Genomic DNA, 15,891 nt, shown 5'->3' with positions numbered 1-15,891 from the left:
GGCCGCATGACCGCTACAGTGCTGATGGTTGATGATGAGCCCGATCTGGAAACGCTCGTCCTACGGAAGTTTCGCCGCCAACGGCGGGAAGGCCTGATCGACTTCCTGTTTGCCCGCGATGGCTTAGAGGCGCTCGATGCAATCGATCGCCATCCCCATGTCGATCTCGTCGTGCTCGACATCAACATGCCGCGCATGGACGGGCTGTCGCTGCTGGATACGCTGCAGCAACGGGATGATCGAAAATCGGCGATCATCGTTTCGGCCTATGGCGATATGACCAATATCCGTACCGCCATGAATCGCGGAGCGTTCGACTTCCTGACGAAGCCGATCGATTTTTCCGATCTGGAAGCTACGATCCTGAAGACACTTCGCCATGTGGAAGGTCAGCGCGAGGCGCACCGTCGGCAGACGGATGCGGAGCGCGCGCACGCCTCGCTCTCCCGCTACTTCTCTCCCGAACTCGCCAAGCGCCTCGTCGATGGAAGTGATGATGAAATGGCGGTTCACTGGCGCGAGGTCGGGGTCATCTTCACCGACATCACCGGCTTCACGTCACTCGTCGAAATGGTCGCACCGGAGCAACTGGCGAAGCTGCTCAATGAATATGTCGGCGGGGTGACCGATGTGGTCTTCGACCATCAGGGAACGGTGGCCAAGGTGATCGGCGACGCGATCCAGGTTCTTTTCAATGCGCCGGGAGACCAGCCGGACTACGCCTCACGTGCCATTGCCTGTGCCGGGACATTGGATGATTGGGCTGAGTCCTTTCGTGAGCGATGGAGGCGAAAAGGCGTGGATTTCGGTGCGACACGCATCGGCGTTCACGCCGGGGCAGCACTAGTCGGCAATTTCGGCGGCGACCGTTTCTTCGACTACACGGCTTATGGCGATACGATCAATACAGCCGCCAGACTCGAGGCTGCGAATAAGCCTCTAGGCACGCGGATCTGCGTAAGCGATGCTGCGGTGAAGGCCGCTGGCGTATTTCGGGGGCGGCCGATCGGCGATCTCGTTCTGCGCGGTCGGCGCGAGGCACTGCGGACGCATGAGCCGCTTTCACCTGGCCAGTTTGACGATCCGGCCACGGCGGAATATGCAACCGCGTTCCGCTTGCTTGAAGCGGGGAACGCCGCGTCACTGCCAGCATTTGCGGCACTCGTCGGCGCCCATCACGACGATCCCCTAGCGAATTTTCATCTACGAAGACTGCTCAACGGTGCGAGCGGTGCGACGATCAGATTGGAGTGACCGCCCTCCGGGATCTCGCGCTTTGCGCGACGCTTGATCGTGCATCCGGGCGGCCCGGTCCGACCGCCAATCCAGAGATGCCTATCGATTGCCTTGGCAATACATGGATTTCTATGGGGTGCGGCGACGCGGTGGCGGGGCTAGACTTGCCTCGGAGAGTGCCATGGGCCCCCTTTTTAGGAGACCGCCAGCCAATGCACCGCTAAAGGTCAAGCGTTCTAGGGGGTAGGAGCATCCAGGCATGACAGCAGAGCGTTCTCGACAATATTGGTTGCCCGCGATTGTGGGAACAGCCATCGGCGCTCTGCTATTTGGTCTCATGGATCGGCCGTTCGGCCTGCTGGCTCCCGTTGCGGCGATGTATCTGTACGCCTCTGGGAAAGCCGTCTGGCTGCTGCGCGCGGTTTGGACGGTCGCGCTGCTCGGATCGGCGGTCGCGGCCGCGTTACTTGCCGCTGACATGCGTGAGCATCTGCTGTCGTGGACCGCGTTTTTCGCAACTGCTTTATGCATCGGGGAATTCGTCGAAGCGAAGGCATCGACCTTGTTTGGTGCGGACATGGTGGAGGCGCTGCAGATCGTGAAGAGCATGCCGGTCTTCACGTGGTCTGCGAGCCCGGATGGGCATGTCACTCATGTCAGTGCGGGGACTTTCGCATTCGCCGGGATGGAGCAGACTACGCAGGGCCTTTTTCATCAGTTCGACAATTCGGCCTGGCGCCGGATGATCCATCCCGAGGACTACGACGATCTGATGAGCATCCGGCGGAGTTCGCTGATCACAGGCTTCGCCTTCGATGCGGAGGCACGTATTCGTCGCCATGACGGCGTATATCGATGGTTCAGGCTGTACGGGTCCCTGTCATGTGACCACAAGGGTAAGCCGGCCGGCTGGTATGGCACGATGATCGATATCGAGGAGAGGAAGGTCGCGGAGGAAACCCTTCTCCGCAGCGAGCGACAATTGCAGCAACTCATCGATGCCGTACCGGCGGCGATTTGGAGTACGACGTCGGATGGGAAACCGACGTACGTCAATAAGCGCTTTACCCAGATGACCGGGCTGACGATCGAAGACGTCACCGCAGGCGACGGATTCTTGTCCTTGAAGCTTGTCCTTCACCCGGATGACTGCGATGACGCGATGGCGACCTTCCGGCGCTCTCGCGAAGCCGGGGAACCTTATTTCAAGCGCTACCGCCAGATTCGCTCCAACGGCACATACCGATGGACCGAGACTCGCGCCGAGCCTTTGCGTGACCACGCCGGTGCGATCATCAATTGGTATGGTCAAAGCATCGATATCCATGACGCGGTCATCGCCCGGCAAGCGCTAGAGCAGAGCGAACGGCAGCTACAACTTTTGGTCGATGCCGTTCCAGCCATGATCTGGAGCACCACTCCCGAGGGGCATCCGGTCTTCGTTAACAAACGCTTCATGGACGTAACTGGAACGACGCTGGAAGACGCAACGGGCCCCGACGGCATGCCGACGCTGTGCACCATCCACCCGGAGTACCGGGATAACGCGCGGTCAACGCTGATGGATGCTTTTGCAACGGGCGCACCTTGCATGATGCGCTATCCTCAACTGCGAAGCGATGGCTCTCATCGTTGGAGCGAAGTGCGTGTAGAGCCGTCGCGTGACAAGAATGGCGAGGTGCTGCAATGGTACGCTGTATGTGTTGATATCGATGACCAGGTTCAGGCGCACGAAGCGTTGCTGCAGAGCGAACGCTCATTGCGTCAACTGGTCGAGACGCTGCCCGCAATGATCGATTGCGCGACCCCCGACGGCGAGCCAATCTATCGCAGCAAGCAGTTGCGCGAATTTCTCGGATATAATCTTGAGGATCTCGACGGAAAGCCCTCCCGGCTCGATTCCACGCTGGACGCCGGTGTCCACCCCAGCGACCTTCAGGGCGTGAAGGAACGTTACGCGCATTCGCTCGCAACCGGCGAACCCTATGCGCGACGGCACAGGCTGCGCCGATTCGACGGCGAGTATCGTTGGGTCGAGACCCGTGCAGGGCCGATGCGCGACGCGGCCGGAACGATTGTGCAGTGGAACGTCATCTGTCTCGATATCGACGGCGAGATGCGAGTGCAGGAGGAGCTACGGCAAGCTCAGGAAAAAATTGCGCGCGCGAGCCAAGCGGCGAGCCTGGCCGAACTCTCGGCTTCGATTGCTCACGAAGTGAACCAGCCACTCGCGGCCATTGTCGCCAATTCGCACGCCTGCCAGCGCTGGCTCACGGCAACGCCGCCAAATATCGAGCGGGCCAGCCGCACTGTCGAGCGGGTCATCCGCGACGCCAATGGTGCAGCGGATGTCGTCAGTCGAATTCGAGCCCTGTTCAAGCAGTCGGGCGACAAGCGGAATGTGTCCACATTGAAAAGCGTGATTGCTGAAGTCTGCGATCTGATCATCGAAGAAGCAAATCGTCGCGAGACGCGGATCGTAATCGATGTTGAACCGAATCTCCCACTGGTCGCCATCGACCGAGTTCAGATCCAGCAAGTTCTCAGCAATCTCATCCGGAATGCCATCGATGCAATGGATGGTGTCGTCGGGGACAAAGTCATTCGGGTCCGAGTCAGCTGCCGTAGCGACGATATGGTCCAGATCGCTGTGAGCGACATGGGCCCCGGGGTGGCGTTTCCGGACAGGGTATTCCAGCCTTTCTTCTCCACAAAGGAGCAGGGGATGGGGATGGGCCTCTCCATCTGTCGATCGATCGTGGAGGCGCATGGTGGAAATCTATGGGTGGACGTCAACTCATCGCAAGGAGCAACATTTGTATTCTCGTTGCCGATTAATCCGGGGTCGATTGTGTGATGCCTGACGACTTTGTTGTCTTCATTGTGGATGACGATGCGCGAATGCGCGAAGCACTCGTGGAGCTTCTCGCGTCTTACGATATAGCCGCCATGGCATTCGAAACGGCTGGTGACTATATCGGGGCTGATAAACCCGATATTCCCGCATGCCTCGTGCTCGATGTCGAGCTTCCGGACATCAATGGTCTCGATCTGCAGGGGCGCATCGTGGAGGGCGGTGAGCATCCGCCAATCGTCTTCATCACAGGCCATGGAGACATCCCATCGTCGGTGCGGGCCATGAAGAACGGTGCCATGGACTTTCTGACAAAGCCGTTCAGTGACGCCGATGTCATGGGCGCTATCCGATCGGCGATATCGCGTGACCGCACCGATCGTGCGGCGCGGGCCGAAATGTCGCTTCTCAAGCAATGCTATCTCGGTCTGACGCCGCGCGAGCGGGACGTCTTGCCGCTGGTCGTGAGCGGCCTGCTCAACAAGCAGGCCGCCGCCGAGTTAGGGATCAGCGAAGTCACGCTGCAGGTCCATCGAAGGAACGTCATGCAGAAGATGGGGGCGACTTCGCTTGCCGATCTCGTGCGCATCGCTCAGCGAATTGGGATACCGCTCTCCGATCGGAGGCGAGCGGAGGGAAAAAGTCGTGCCCAAACGTAAACCTGTGATTGCCGTAATCGATGACGATCCGCGCGTGATCGAGTCGCTTGAAGACCTGCTGGAGTCCGCGGGATATGCGGTGCGTTGCTTCTCGTCGGCCGAGTCGTTTCTGGCCAGCGATCTGCTCGAACTGGATCTCCTGATCACAGATGTCGGTTTGCCGAATGTCGATGGCCTGCAATTGCGCAGCGTCGTGATGCAGCGACATCCGCGTCTTCCCGTCTTTCTCATCACGGGCCGTCACGAAATCGCCGATCAGGCGCGCGCGAAGAACATCAGCGGTCTCTTTCGCAAGCCGTTCGATGGCGCGGAATTACTTTCAGCCGTCGGTGACGCGGTTGTCATACAGAAAGCAGAGGGTAGGGATGACGATTGATCGATCGCTTTCGCAACCGGTCTCGCGTGAGGCGTATTGCTCCGACGAACCGATCGTGATCATCGTCGACGACGATGCGTCCATTCGGGAAGCCCTGACGGAACTCGTCGTCTCGGCCGGCCTCGAGGCACTTTGTTATGCATCGACACGGGCGTTTCTTGAGGAGGGCGCCCCTGACAGGCCGTGCTGCCTGATCGTCGATGTGCGGATGCCCGGTGCGAGCGGGCTTGAGCTCCAGGAGCAGTTGGCGCGCAGCGGTGATCCGAGACCCATCGTGTTTCTGACCGGTTACGGCGACATTCCGATGACGGTGCAGGCAATGAAGGCCGGCGCCGTCGACTTCTTGACGAAGCCGGTGCGCGATCAAACCCTTCTCGATGCTGTGCATATGGCGATTGCAAAGGCTCGGGTTCAGCGCGAGCGAGCCGCAGAAGTCAAACACAGTATCAGCCGTTATGCGACGCTGACGCCTCGCGAACGTGAAGTGCTTCAGCAAGTGATGAGCGGCCGTCTGAATAAGCAGATCGCATTCGCGCTGGGTATCAGCGAAGTGACCGTAAAACTGCATCGCAGTAATGCCATGCGCAAGATGGCGACGACGTCGATGGGGCAGATGATACGGATTTGGGAGGCTCTGCCGATCGAGGTTCGTGCTTAGTCGCTGTTGCTAAACGGTGCACTCTACCTTCGCAACGCCTTGACCTAATCCACTTGGTCATCGATCGCTGGACGAAATTCCAAGCAAACTTCAGTCGAACCTCAAGGTGGCCGCAAGGCAAAGGATGTGCGCATCGTGCATCTTCGCCGGTGCCGGACCGCAATACGCGACTGCTGGGGCCTACAGCCAAGGCAGCCGGGATGGTCTGATTGTGAATGGAGACTAGACGATGATTACCAAACTGATTCTGGGAAGTGCAGCACTTCTGAGCGGTTTGATGGCCGCGAACGGCATTTTCATGCTCGTTGCACCGCTGGATTGGTACATGGCCATACCTGGCGTCACTACGACAGGCCCCTTCAACCAACACTTTCTCCGCGACATCGGATTGATCTTTCTATTCAATTCCTTCGCGTTCGCCGTTGGGGCCGCGAAGCCTGAGTATCGTCGCGCATTGTGGTGTTCTGCGACGTTGTGGCTTTCGGCGCACGCACTCTTTCATGTTTGGGAGGTTGCAGTCGGAATTTGTGAACCCTCGGCGCTCATTCGCGATTTCGCTGCCGTCTCGTCACCGGCCCTTGTGGGCGTGTTGCTGACCCTCTGGGCTTTCGGACGCCCCGGGCTGGCGACGAAAGTGTCGCAGGGCCGCTTCCGACGAGCAACTTAGGCGCGCCTTGGATGCCACCTGTCATAAGATTCCACCAAAGTTTCGATCGTCCCGGTCCACCCCGACCGATCCCCCGGCGCCCTCGATGAACGCCGTCCGGATGGCCGCCAAGCTCATCCTCTCGGCGAAATGCCCGTTGCTCATGTTCAGTGCCGGTGCCAGCAGGCTCAGGCTCGGGCCCGCGCTCTCCGAATTCGTCCGCCGCGTGAAGATCCCATTCTTCAACACGCAAATGGGGAAAATGCTTCGACGTTCTGGATCACGTCGCCATTCCGGAATGGGAGCGGCCTCGGTCAGGCGGCGGAGTGTGTAATCGTAGCTGAAGCCGGCCATCTATCCTTATAGTTGAGTAGTCTGCTAGACGTTCTGAATGTCGATCCACCCGCACCCAACAGCAGCACTAGCGCGATTAGCGCCCGAAACCCCGCCCAAGATCAATCCGCGCCTAAAAGCAGCGCCGAAGATCAGGCAACTGTATTGGTGCGATTTCCCGACCGACGCGCACCTTCCTGAATTTTGGAAGCGAAGGCCGGTTGTGATCGTCTCATTCAAGAATACATTGCACAGTGCGGTGACTGCCATACCGCGCGAAACCCACAGATCGCGCTATGGAATTTGAACAAACTCGAGCTCAAATCGACCACATGCGGCGTCAAATCCTGCGCAAGCAAGGCAGCAGGACACCGAGGATTTTCAGCGTCGTCAGCAGCCAGTAAAACGGCACGATCCTGATCATGCGATGCCAGAGAAACACCCGCCACGCGCCGGGGTTGTCGATGAGACGGCGCGAGGAAATCACCATCACGAACCCGCTGATGGCAAAAAAGATATCGACCCCCGCAGCGCCGTTGGTCCATTTCACTCCGGGAGCCGCGGGATCGACCCGCAGACCCCACAGTTCGAACGCGTGATAGAGCACGACGAGCAGGGCTCCGACGGCGCGCGGCGCTGAACCGAGAGGAAGTTGGGGGCCGATCTTTCGGGTGCGGCGGGCAAGCTGCTTGAGGGCTGGCTTTCCGGAGCATTCAAGCTGAAGCGTTAGCAGAGTCCGTAAGGCGAGGCGGGTAGTATTGATGGAACTGCTCGTGGTCCTCCAATGCGTCAGGACGATATGGTCCAACCTTCGCGCATTGGACGACAAGCGGAAAATCGAAGCGTTGCTGGACCGTCGGGTGCACTTTGGCTTCGGGGTCTATGGTTCTAATTTTCGTTTCCCAGTTCTGACGAGCGAGGACTTTTTGAAGCCATCGCCACTTGGGGAGCTTGGAAGCGTAGCCGTCTAACACGTCCCGCATTCCTGCGACCTCGCAATGCTGCGGACCGTTGGCTGCGGGGAAAACATGCAGGGCTGGGCCGACGTCGCCGGAGCTCGGCATCTTTTCACCGTTCACAAAAATCGGTCCAGTAAGTAGTCCGTCAGGAACTGAGGTGGCTTCGCGACACATCCAGTCGAGTGCGGTGTCGGAGAGACGGGACTCCGGCTCCGGATAAGATCCGCCGATGTCCGAGTGGTTGCCGGCGAACCACCATTGCCGGAGGCGTGCGTGACCTTCGAAATGCGGAGCGTCCTTGTCACCGCCGCCCCAGCCGACGCGATCGAAATCCTTTCTGGTCTCGTCTATCGCATTCGCGGACCGTCCGAACGCGACGTGTCGGCTGAGCAGCCGGTCGAAATTGGTGCCCTTCCAGACGGCCTTGTGCGATCGGGACTGCCCTGGATTGGGGTAATCCTTGATCGTTTTGACGTCGGCCTTGTTCTGCCAAGACCAGAAGGACGCCAGGGCACCGGCGACGACAACGACCTGGGCCACGAAGCCCGCCAGCATGAAGCTCGCGCCGAATGACCATGCGCAGACAGCGGCAACGACCAGCGAGGGAACGAACCCGACCGCGAATGCTACAAGTCCAACGCCAGCGGCTAGACCCGCTTGAATGATGAAATAGCGTGCGCCGCTGGCGCCGAGCGCAGCGACGGTGTCGAACACACCGATGAAGTAGGGGGCGACGTTCGAATCCGATCCGTTCCCAGACCCGTAGGCAAACTGGAAGCGTCGCGCCAGTTCGAGGCGCTCGTCCTCGAAATCGGCTCTGGGATGGCCTGCTCCATGCTCAAGAACCACATCAACAGCCTCCCAGGCGATGTCCTTCACCGCCTTGCGATACCGCATGAGCGGACCGGCAGGGGTCTTCGTAGGGACGCCGCAGAGCATCAACAGATTGGCTAGGCTGCGGACGGTGTAGGCGCCGCGACTGAAGCCAAAAAGATAAATCCTATCGCCGTTTTCGTAGTGATTGATGATGAATTCGTAACAGTCGGCGATGTTGCGCTTGATGCCAGCGCCCGTCACCGAGCCGAGCAATTTTTGTACGAAGCGGACCGGAGCGGTGAGGGCGGTGGTGCCGACATCGGTGCCTAGTCCGGCATCGTAGAAGACCACCTGTTTCGACGGGTCTATCCCTGTGTCGGCATGATCGCGCGAGATCCGGTACATCTTGTAGATGTTGCTGATCCGCTGTTCCGGTCGGGCACCACCGTCCTGACCTGTGCCATCGGAGAAGACGACGATATTCTTGGACATGACGGCCTCCTGTCACTCGACGTAGGGTTCGAGAACCGGCGTGGCGAGGATCATCGCCGCCTGTTTTCGGCGCTTCAGCGCGATGGCCGCGTCACGTACCTTCGCGAGCTTGTTGCTGTCGCCCCCGAGGCAATCAAGAAGAATTGCGTTCGAGGCCGCTTCGATGGTCTCGGCATCGCACACGTTCGCATTCACAAGCGCACAGTATTCCCCACGAAGAAGTTCGGATCCGCACTCTCGCGCGAGATCAGTCGCTGCGCCCGGAATGCCGTGCGTCAGGCGCAGCACCAGCTTTCCCACCCGATCCCCCAGGACGAGGTCCGGATGAAGGATCTCCGCCACCTTGGCAGTCGTAGTCACCAAGTCCGACGTGCGGCTCGCTACGCTCCTAATCGGTCCAGATGCGCCGCCGAATGCGCCACCGAACTGCCCGATGATCTTTTCGATCTCAGACATGGCGCGGCCGGACACGAACATTAGGCAGGAAACGGATTTCTTCGCGCGGATCGTCGCGGTGTGATTGTCGATGAGTTCCCTATGGAAAGCGTTGAGCACCGCGCCGGACACTTGGGGCCGAAGTTCGCCAACCCAGGCCTGAGGTTCTTTCTGAGTGGACTTCTTGTTGATCGGAAAGCTCAGGTCGTCCAGTTCGGAGGTGATCTGGGTTGCCGCGATCAAGTTTGGATCGGTCAATTGGCTTGCCGGAATCTGCCGCAGGCATTCGACCAGACGGACGATCGATGTAACTTCGGTGGCGCTTTCACCGGCCAAGCGACCGAGGTCCGTGAGGGTATAAAGACCATCCGCCTGTAAGAGCAGCCCGTTGCGCTCAAGATCCTGAAGTGCCCCAAGGAGATCGTTTCTGTCCCAATTCCAGCCGACCCGCGTCCTTGCGGCCTGGAATGCTCCGAAGCTGGCCTCCAGAAACTCGACGATGGCTTCGCTACCGACCCCTTTCGGATTCAGTCTGCTCAAGGAGGTCACGACCCGAACGATGAGAGACCTCGCATCCGTGGTGTCGTCCAGAAATCTGGAGGCGAGGTCTTCCGGACTTCCGGTGACGTAGTTGCTCCAATAGCCGTATTCGGCATGACCATCCGTGGCCAAAAGGTAGGACGATCCCTTCTCCGAAAATCCCAGCCGACCGGCACGTCCGACGAGGTTCTTGTATTCGGCAACCGAATACGGCTGGTCGACCGGATGCATCAGGCCGACGATCACGACGGATGAGGCTGGCGTGTTCACGCCCATCGCGAGCGTCGTCGTCGCCGCGATCACACGGAGGCCCGACGCGGGACGGCGAAACTCCTCCTCGACGACCCGGCGCTCCTCCGGCGTGAGATCGGCGTGGTGAAAAGCCACGCCTCCCGTCATGGCCTTTCGGAGATCCTGATTAGCCAAAGATGCGTCGGCGGTCGGCAGACGATCTAACGCTGTGCGGGCAGGAGGAAGCCCTACGGACTCAGCAAGATATCCAGCCGTGCCCCGCGCTTCTCCCTTCGTTTCCCTGAAAACGATGACCTGCTGACCTTGGCCGACCAGATGTCGAACCAACGGCACGACCCAATCCTGGCTCGATCCCTTACGGTATTCCTGACGAATGATCGGGCCTTCGATCTTCTCGTTGCCGGTAGCGGAATCGATGAAACGGAACGTGCCGTCTCCGCGCAGGCCGCCCTCATCCAGGGGAACTGGTCGTTGGGTCTGCCGAAGCAGCCGCCCGCCCAGCCAACTCTCGAGGCCATTCGTGTCGCCGATGACGGCGGACAACGCGATCGTCTGCGGCTCGATTCCTTCGCGACGGCGCATCCGGATCAGCGTCAGCAGGAATTCGAGGTTGGCGCCTCGTCCCTTGTCCGCGATCATCTGGGCCTCGTCGACGACGACCACGCCGGCGCCGGCGAGGACGTGCGGGAAGGTGAGGGCGATCGCCGCGAATTTTTCGTAGGTCAGAAGCGCAATATCGTATTTGCCGCGCAGGATAGGCGAGATGTCGTCCGTTTCTCCGGTCGCCTCGATGGTCCGTATCCCGAATGGGCCATAGACGGCGTTGAAATGCCTGCGCTTGTCCGCAACGAGGGCTTTGAGAGGCAACAGGAAGATCGCTCGCCGGCGATCGAGCACGGCACGAAGCGCCGCAAGTTCGCCGACCATGGTCTTTCCGCTCGATGTCGGGGCGGACACGACTAGATGATTGCCTTTCAGGATGCCGTATTCGTTGATTGCCGTGACCTGCAGGGAATTAAGCGACGGAATGGCGGTCGCCCAGGAAGCGATCAATTGTTCGGGAAATCCTGCGTCCCCAAGACTTTTCAGTTCGCTCGTCACCGTCACATCGCTGCGATCCGGAAAGGCGGCGGCGAAGCGGGCGCCCTCAATGAAGATCGGCCAGTGCAGATCGCCGTCGATGTTGCCTTTCATGGTCGGGTGCTGCTGGAGTCCGAATTGCGCGGCAGCCGAAGCCACTCGTGCAGAGACATGCTCGAGCAACCGGTAGATCGGGATGCGGGCGGCTTGGACGACTTCCTCGGCGCCCCTCAGCGCCTCGATCAGATAGAGGGTCAGAAAGCCGTGTCCATGCTTGGTGTTCTCGAATGCAGGCTGATCAGCGCGCGATGCCGTGAAGATCAGTCGGCCGTTACCAGCTATGGTATCGAGTTTCGCCTCGACCGATCTCAGGTCGCGCGGTTTGATATCTGTCTTCAGCACCTTCGAGCCCAATCCGCCCGAGAAACAGCAGTCGAGGAAGAAGATCAGCCGCTTCGCCGGAATCCGCGTGAACCAGGCCTGCAGCAGATCGAGTGGGATCGCCGTCGAGCCGAGGTCCGTGGGGTCGGCGTCGAACGGAATGAGTTCGTGGGTTTCGGATCCGTGTCCGGAAAAGCCGATCACGACCGTATCCTCAGGATCGCAATCGGCCAAAGCGGCGAACTCGGCTTCGATGTTCGCGCGCGTGGCCTGGCCTTCCGTCAGCAGTCGGGACTCGCCGCCCAGTGTGTCGGCGAAGAGCGCGTCCAAGGCCGTGGCGTCGCGCCGCGCGCAACTCAGATCGCTAATCGCTGGCGAATTGTAGCGATCGATGCCAACGAACAGTCCTCGAAAAGGCATTTCACATCCTTGATGTTCGAACGCGCAGACCTTCTTCGAGGCCTCGGAAAGGTGCCCGCTGCGCGTTCAGTCGTTCGCAGCGGGATCTCTTGGATCGGTCACGGTTTCGAAGGCGGCGGCTTCACGCCGCTTCCAGTCGTCGGCACCTTGGGGCTCGAGCCGCCGGTCGGCTGGTGCCCGCCTTGCGGCTTCAGCGGCTGATGGATCGACGAGGGCTGGTAACCTTTGTTGCTGATGTTGGGAGGAGTAGGAGGCTTGTATCCATCGTTGCTTCGGGTCATGTCGGACTCCTGTCTATGTCCAGATCTGGACGTGCTTAATCTCTTTCGCGGGAATGAGGATGGCGGTTTGTTCGGTACGCTTTGTCCAGGAACCGCCTTCCTCGTCATAGAGCTCCTGGATCAGCAGATCGCGTTCAGCCGGGTCCGAAGATGCAAACGAGTGCCTGCCGAAGATGCCGGAGACGGTCGCGCCGTCGGAGAGAGTGACCATGATGAATTGGTCGCCTCGGATCTTGGCGAACGTGTAATCCCAGGCGGACGGAGTCGCGTGAATGGGATTGATCCTGCAGAATTGCAGGCACCTCCGGAAGAACTCGTTCTGTCCGAGAATTCCAAGAAGCAGGCCAACGAACGCCGGCGCGATAATAATCAACCCGAGCCATGCAAAAATCTTAGGTCGGCCGGGCTCGCGGAATGTGAGGACGTACTCTACGAATGGAGCGGCGATCCCATAATAGAGGACTGTCAGCACGATGTAGGCGAGGACGTTCTCGCTCATTGTCCGGATACGGCCGGTCAAGAATTGAGCGCGGACATACGTGATGATCATGCCCGGCACGACGAAGCCGAGAGCCAGATAGATCGACTCGATGTTCTTCAGGTCCGGCATTTCTCACCATCGCTGCTTTTGGTTCGTTGCCCAAATGACACGCGAACCGGACGAACTTCTTTGTCTTGACGCTTGACCGTGATTGATTCAGACGTTCGTTTTGCCTTCTCACTCGCTCCACATGACGACCTGTCCCCGACGGGAAGCCGCGCGGGACGATTCCGTAGGTGTCGGACGAAATAGGGAGATCACACCGCGAATATCGAGCGGCGCGCTTTTGACCTGGAATCTAAGAATCAGTCTGAGGTTTCAAAATACCAAAGCGCGATGTGAAACAAATAGAGAACAAAAGTCCAGCCGGTATCGGCGTCTTGCACCGGTTTTTTCGCCTTCGGTGATCAGAAGGACGCCTAGCATCACGGCCGCCTTCGAACATAAAATTGAGGAATGGCGCCCAACGACGTCGCCTAACGCGATCTTGCTCGCGTCAAATTGGCTGGCGACCTCGAGCCGCAGCAACACAAGGCGACATGGAAGTTCAGATAGAAAACAAGCCGTTTCCGACGGGGGGGAATTCCTAGGTGCGAGCGTTTTGACCAGCAGCCGAGGCATTACAAGTTTTTCCTGCTGTGCCGTTACACGTGCATTGTGCTGCAGCAAAGAATTAACATGAACATCAGTCGCTTGGCTGTTGATCGCCGTAGGAATTTTCAAAATTAAGAACCCGCCGTTTCCGGCGGGTTCTTATCAGCCGCATTGGGTGCGGCTACACTTTGGGGGGATTTGCGGCCCACTTTGGCCGAATCTGGCCATCCTATGCGAACGTTTTCATCAGGCGACACTTTGGGGTGATTTGCGGCGCACTTCACCCGCAGGTAGCGCACTTTAGACAGGTCCCGTTTCGACTCAGCTCTTTCACATTACAGCCGCGCACATATCCCGTCGATGGTGACGATCGCCGCTGGTCGGTCACCCGGTGCGCGCTATGTCCCGCCAGATCGCGCGGCCACTCAACGCGTGAAGAACCTGATGAAATTGTCTCACGCTTTGATTCAAATGCCCTTCAAAGTAGGAGCGGATCTGACACCGTGCTTTTGTATGCAGATTGGCCCACGCATCAGTTTTCGTGACTTGCACCGCTCGCCAACATCCTGATCTCAGCAATGGGAGAAAGACATGAGCTACGAAGACATCAGGATCGCCGGAGATCTCACCGAAGCATTGGAAGCCTGGCTCGTGAAGAGGTACGGCAAGGTAATCGATATCGAGGTGAGAGGCGTCAACGAGGGCGAATATGCCGCCGTCGCGTATGCCGCCGTTGAAGGTGCTCACGCCGGAGAAGGAGTAGTTGAAGGCGTCGTTCTCTTGCTGAAGCACGATCCGAAAGGCGGGGCGGACCGCTACCTCATCAATGACATGGGAGAGAACGAGGGTCCGGTTGTCGACTATTGTCCCGACAGAATTCTGGACCAGCTCTCGCCCACCGAGGATCACCTCGCCACGCATTGGCGTGAGCGTTGCCGGGAGCAGGCGACCCAAAACAGCAATCCGGCCCCACTTCACTAAACCAAGCCTTAAATGAAAAGCCCGCTGTTTCAGCGGGCTTTTTCAGGTCTCAAACGCAATGGTCATCGGAGACGTTCCAACACGGTCAAAAAGTCCTCGAAAATGGACGATCTTCCCGTTCGTCACATGAGCCTGATCGGCGCTCTTTCGTGTTACCGTCCGGCTGTCTATATTTCTAAGCGGGCCTAAACAAAGCTCGTATTGGCCGACAGTGAGGCGCCCCGCCATGCGCGACGGACTGAACGAGGGCGTAGTAGGCGACACCGCGAAGCTGATGATGCATCGGCTGATCGTGCGGATGCTCCGTCGCGACCCGTCATTGGTGGAGAAGGCCAAGGTGGCGCATGAGCGCCAGGCGAGTCATTTCGCCGACTGGCCCTTCGTACGCGAATGGCAGGAGCTGCTTGCGCTGCCGCCGAAGGAGCTGGCTTCGAAGCTCATCAGTCGAGATCGCGAGATGGTTCGGCTGCGCAACACCTCGCCGTTTTATCTCGCCGAGGGCGTCGACTTTGGCGATTACCCTGCCCGCGTCCGGCTGAGAAAGGCCGCGAGGAGGGTGGTCAAGCGAGGTTTGGATGCGCAACCCGAATTTTCCGTTCCTAGACGCCCCTGATGGCTGAGGACCGCCGGCTGCGCACGCTGGAAGACCTACTCAGGGTCGTCCGGACCTTGGCCTACGAATTCAGCGGAGCAGGGCCTGGGCAAGCTGCTCAACTGCGGCCCGTCGAGGAGGACCAACCGCCTGCCGAACTATTGGGCCAGGACGTTGCTGATCGGCATGCTGCGCCGGAGGCGGCGCTGGCCGGCATCAAGGTGGTCGAGGCCTGGGGTGGATAAGGTCGGACATTCAGCCGCCGCTGTTCGGAAGCAGCTTGCAGCGTGAAGCTCCTCAGTCTGCCCTGGGGCGAGGCGGAAATCGCCCGGCTGCGGGAGCTTGTTCAAAAAGGTAGCAACGGTTCTGCGCTGCTCGGCTGCTATGGCTAGACCCGCGCCATCAATCCGCAAAAAGGCGCGGCGGCTGGGTCTTCCGATGGTGGGTAACCGAACGCGTTGCTGGAATGTTACATCGATGCATTCGGCGAGTACCCACCGTGTGTCTCCTCCGCTGTTGCTTGTACGTCGTCAGTGGAGGCGTTGTGCTTCCATCGACGCCTAGCAAGTAACGCTCGGGCGCAAGATCGTATTGGACAGGGGCGAACAATTTTGACCGGCGATGGTATAAGGAGAAATATGCGACGGCGGCTCCTGGCGCAAAGGCGACAATCGAGCCGTCGAACGCTTGCCCGAAACCTGACAGGCAGTGCGAACTGAGAACGCGGCGATAAAATCTCCGATCATCATCGATCTGCGCATCGAA

General features: G+C 59.2%; 15 protein-coding genes and 1 pseudogene. 11 read left to right on the top strand and 5 right to left on the bottom strand.

Going from position 1 to position 15,891, the window contains the following annotated elements; all coding sequences use genetic code 11:
* Positions 1–6 precede the first annotated feature (6 nt).
* The 8 genes and pseudogenes from AB8B20_RS05560 to AB8B20_RS05525 all read left to right on the top strand — a co-directional run bounded on the left by AB8B20_RS05560 (position 7) and on the right by AB8B20_RS05525 (position 6,763).
* Complete coding sequence (locus AB8B20_RS05560) at positions 7–1,254, top strand: adenylate/guanylate cyclase domain-containing protein (RefSeq protein WP_439071920.1); 1,248 nt, start codon at positions 7–9, stop codon at positions 1,252–1,254.
* Positions 1,255–1,495: 241 nt separating this feature from the next.
* Positions 1,496–2,188, top strand: a pseudogene (locus tag AB8B20_RS05555) (PAS domain-containing protein); the annotation flags it as partial.
* Complete coding sequence (locus AB8B20_RS05550; RefSeq protein WP_439073031.1) at positions 2,162–4,093, top strand: PAS domain-containing sensor histidine kinase; 1,932 nt, start codon at positions 2,162–2,164, stop codon at positions 4,091–4,093. The pseudogene AB8B20_RS05555 and the gene AB8B20_RS05550, both read left to right, overlap by 27 nt.
* Positions 4,090–4,749, top strand: coding sequence for a response regulator transcription factor (locus tag AB8B20_RS05545; RefSeq protein WP_439071919.1), 660 nt, complete (start codon positions 4,090–4,092; stop codon positions 4,747–4,749). The genes AB8B20_RS05550 and AB8B20_RS05545 overlap by 4 nt, the downstream gene beginning before the upstream one ends.
* Positions 4,736–5,125, top strand: coding sequence for a response regulator (locus AB8B20_RS05540; RefSeq protein WP_439071918.1), 390 nt, complete (start codon positions 4,736–4,738; stop codon positions 5,123–5,125). The genes AB8B20_RS05545 and AB8B20_RS05540 overlap by 14 nt, the downstream gene beginning before the upstream one ends.
* Positions 5,115–5,783, top strand: a complete 669-nt coding sequence (locus AB8B20_RS05535; protein WP_439071917.1) for a response regulator transcription factor — start codon at positions 5,115–5,117, stop codon at positions 5,781–5,783. The genes AB8B20_RS05540 and AB8B20_RS05535 overlap by 11 nt, the downstream gene beginning before the upstream one ends.
* Positions 5,784–6,012: 229 nt before the next feature.
* Complete coding sequence (locus tag AB8B20_RS05530) at positions 6,013–6,450, top strand: hypothetical protein (protein WP_439071916.1); 438 nt, start codon at positions 6,013–6,015, stop codon at positions 6,448–6,450.
* Between the two features lie 85 nt (positions 6,451–6,535).
* Positions 6,536–6,763, top strand: coding sequence for a hypothetical protein (locus tag AB8B20_RS05525; RefSeq protein ID WP_439071915.1), 228 nt, complete (start codon positions 6,536–6,538; stop codon positions 6,761–6,763).
* 339 nt (positions 6,764–7,102) lie between these two features.
* On the opposite strand, the gene AB8B20_RS05520 is transcribed toward AB8B20_RS05525, so the two are convergent.
* The 5 genes from AB8B20_RS05520 to AB8B20_RS05500 form a co-directional block, all read right to left on the bottom strand.
* Positions 7,103–7,570 carry an acyltransferase family protein gene (locus AB8B20_RS05520; RefSeq protein WP_439071914.1) on the bottom strand — a complete coding sequence of 156 codons (468 nt, stop codon included), beginning with the start codon at positions 7,568–7,570 and terminating at the stop codon, positions 7,103–7,105.
* Positions 7,476–9,029 carry a phospholipase effector Tle1 domain-containing protein gene (locus tag AB8B20_RS05515; protein ID WP_439071913.1) on the bottom strand — a complete coding sequence of 518 codons (1,554 nt, stop codon included), beginning with the start codon at positions 9,027–9,029 and terminating at the stop codon, positions 7,476–7,478. The genes AB8B20_RS05520 and AB8B20_RS05515 overlap by 95 nt, the downstream gene beginning before the upstream one ends.
* Positions 9,030–9,041: 12 nt before the next feature.
* Positions 9,042–12,137 carry a DEAD/DEAH box helicase gene (locus AB8B20_RS05510; RefSeq protein ID WP_439071912.1) on the bottom strand — a complete coding sequence of 1,032 codons (3,096 nt, stop codon included), beginning with the start codon at positions 12,135–12,137 and terminating at the stop codon, positions 9,042–9,044.
* A 98-nt stretch (positions 12,138–12,235) separates the two neighbouring features.
* Positions 12,236–12,418: a hypothetical protein gene (locus tag AB8B20_RS05505; RefSeq protein ID WP_439071911.1), complete on the bottom strand. Its 183-nt coding sequence runs from the start codon at positions 12,416–12,418 to the stop codon at positions 12,236–12,238.
* Positions 12,419–12,431: 13 nt separating this feature from the next.
* On the bottom strand, positions 12,432–13,028 hold the full coding sequence (locus tag AB8B20_RS05500; RefSeq protein WP_439071910.1) for a DUF6338 family protein: 597 nt from the start codon (positions 13,026–13,028) through the stop codon (positions 12,432–12,434).
* Positions 13,029–14,144: 1,116 nt separating this feature from the next.
* Here AB8B20_RS05500 and AB8B20_RS05495 point away from each other — a divergent pair.
* The 3 genes from AB8B20_RS05495 to AB8B20_RS05485 all read left to right on the top strand — a co-directional run bounded on the left by AB8B20_RS05495 (position 14,145) and on the right by AB8B20_RS05485 (position 15,371).
* Positions 14,145–14,534, top strand: coding sequence for a hypothetical protein (locus AB8B20_RS05495; RefSeq protein ID WP_439071909.1), 390 nt, complete (start codon positions 14,145–14,147; stop codon positions 14,532–14,534).
* Between the two features lie 226 nt (positions 14,535–14,760).
* Positions 14,761–15,147 (top strand): hypothetical protein, encoded by a 387-nt coding sequence (locus tag AB8B20_RS05490; RefSeq protein WP_439071908.1) that lies wholly within the window; start codon positions 14,761–14,763, stop codon positions 15,145–15,147.
* Positions 15,147–15,371 carry a hypothetical protein gene (locus tag AB8B20_RS05485; protein WP_439071907.1) on the top strand — a complete coding sequence of 75 codons (225 nt, stop codon included), beginning with the start codon at positions 15,147–15,149 and terminating at the stop codon, positions 15,369–15,371. The genes AB8B20_RS05490 and AB8B20_RS05485 overlap by 1 nt, the downstream gene beginning before the upstream one ends.
* The last annotated feature ends 520 nt before the right edge of the window (positions 15,372–15,891 follow it).

This window comes from Tardiphaga sp. 866_E4_N1_4 (assembly GCF_052076075.1).
Lineage (GTDB): Bacteria > Pseudomonadota > Alphaproteobacteria > Rhizobiales > Xanthobacteraceae > Tardiphaga > Tardiphaga robiniae.
Note: the sequence above shows the minus strand (reverse complement) of the source record. Positions and strands in the feature narration are given on the sequence as shown.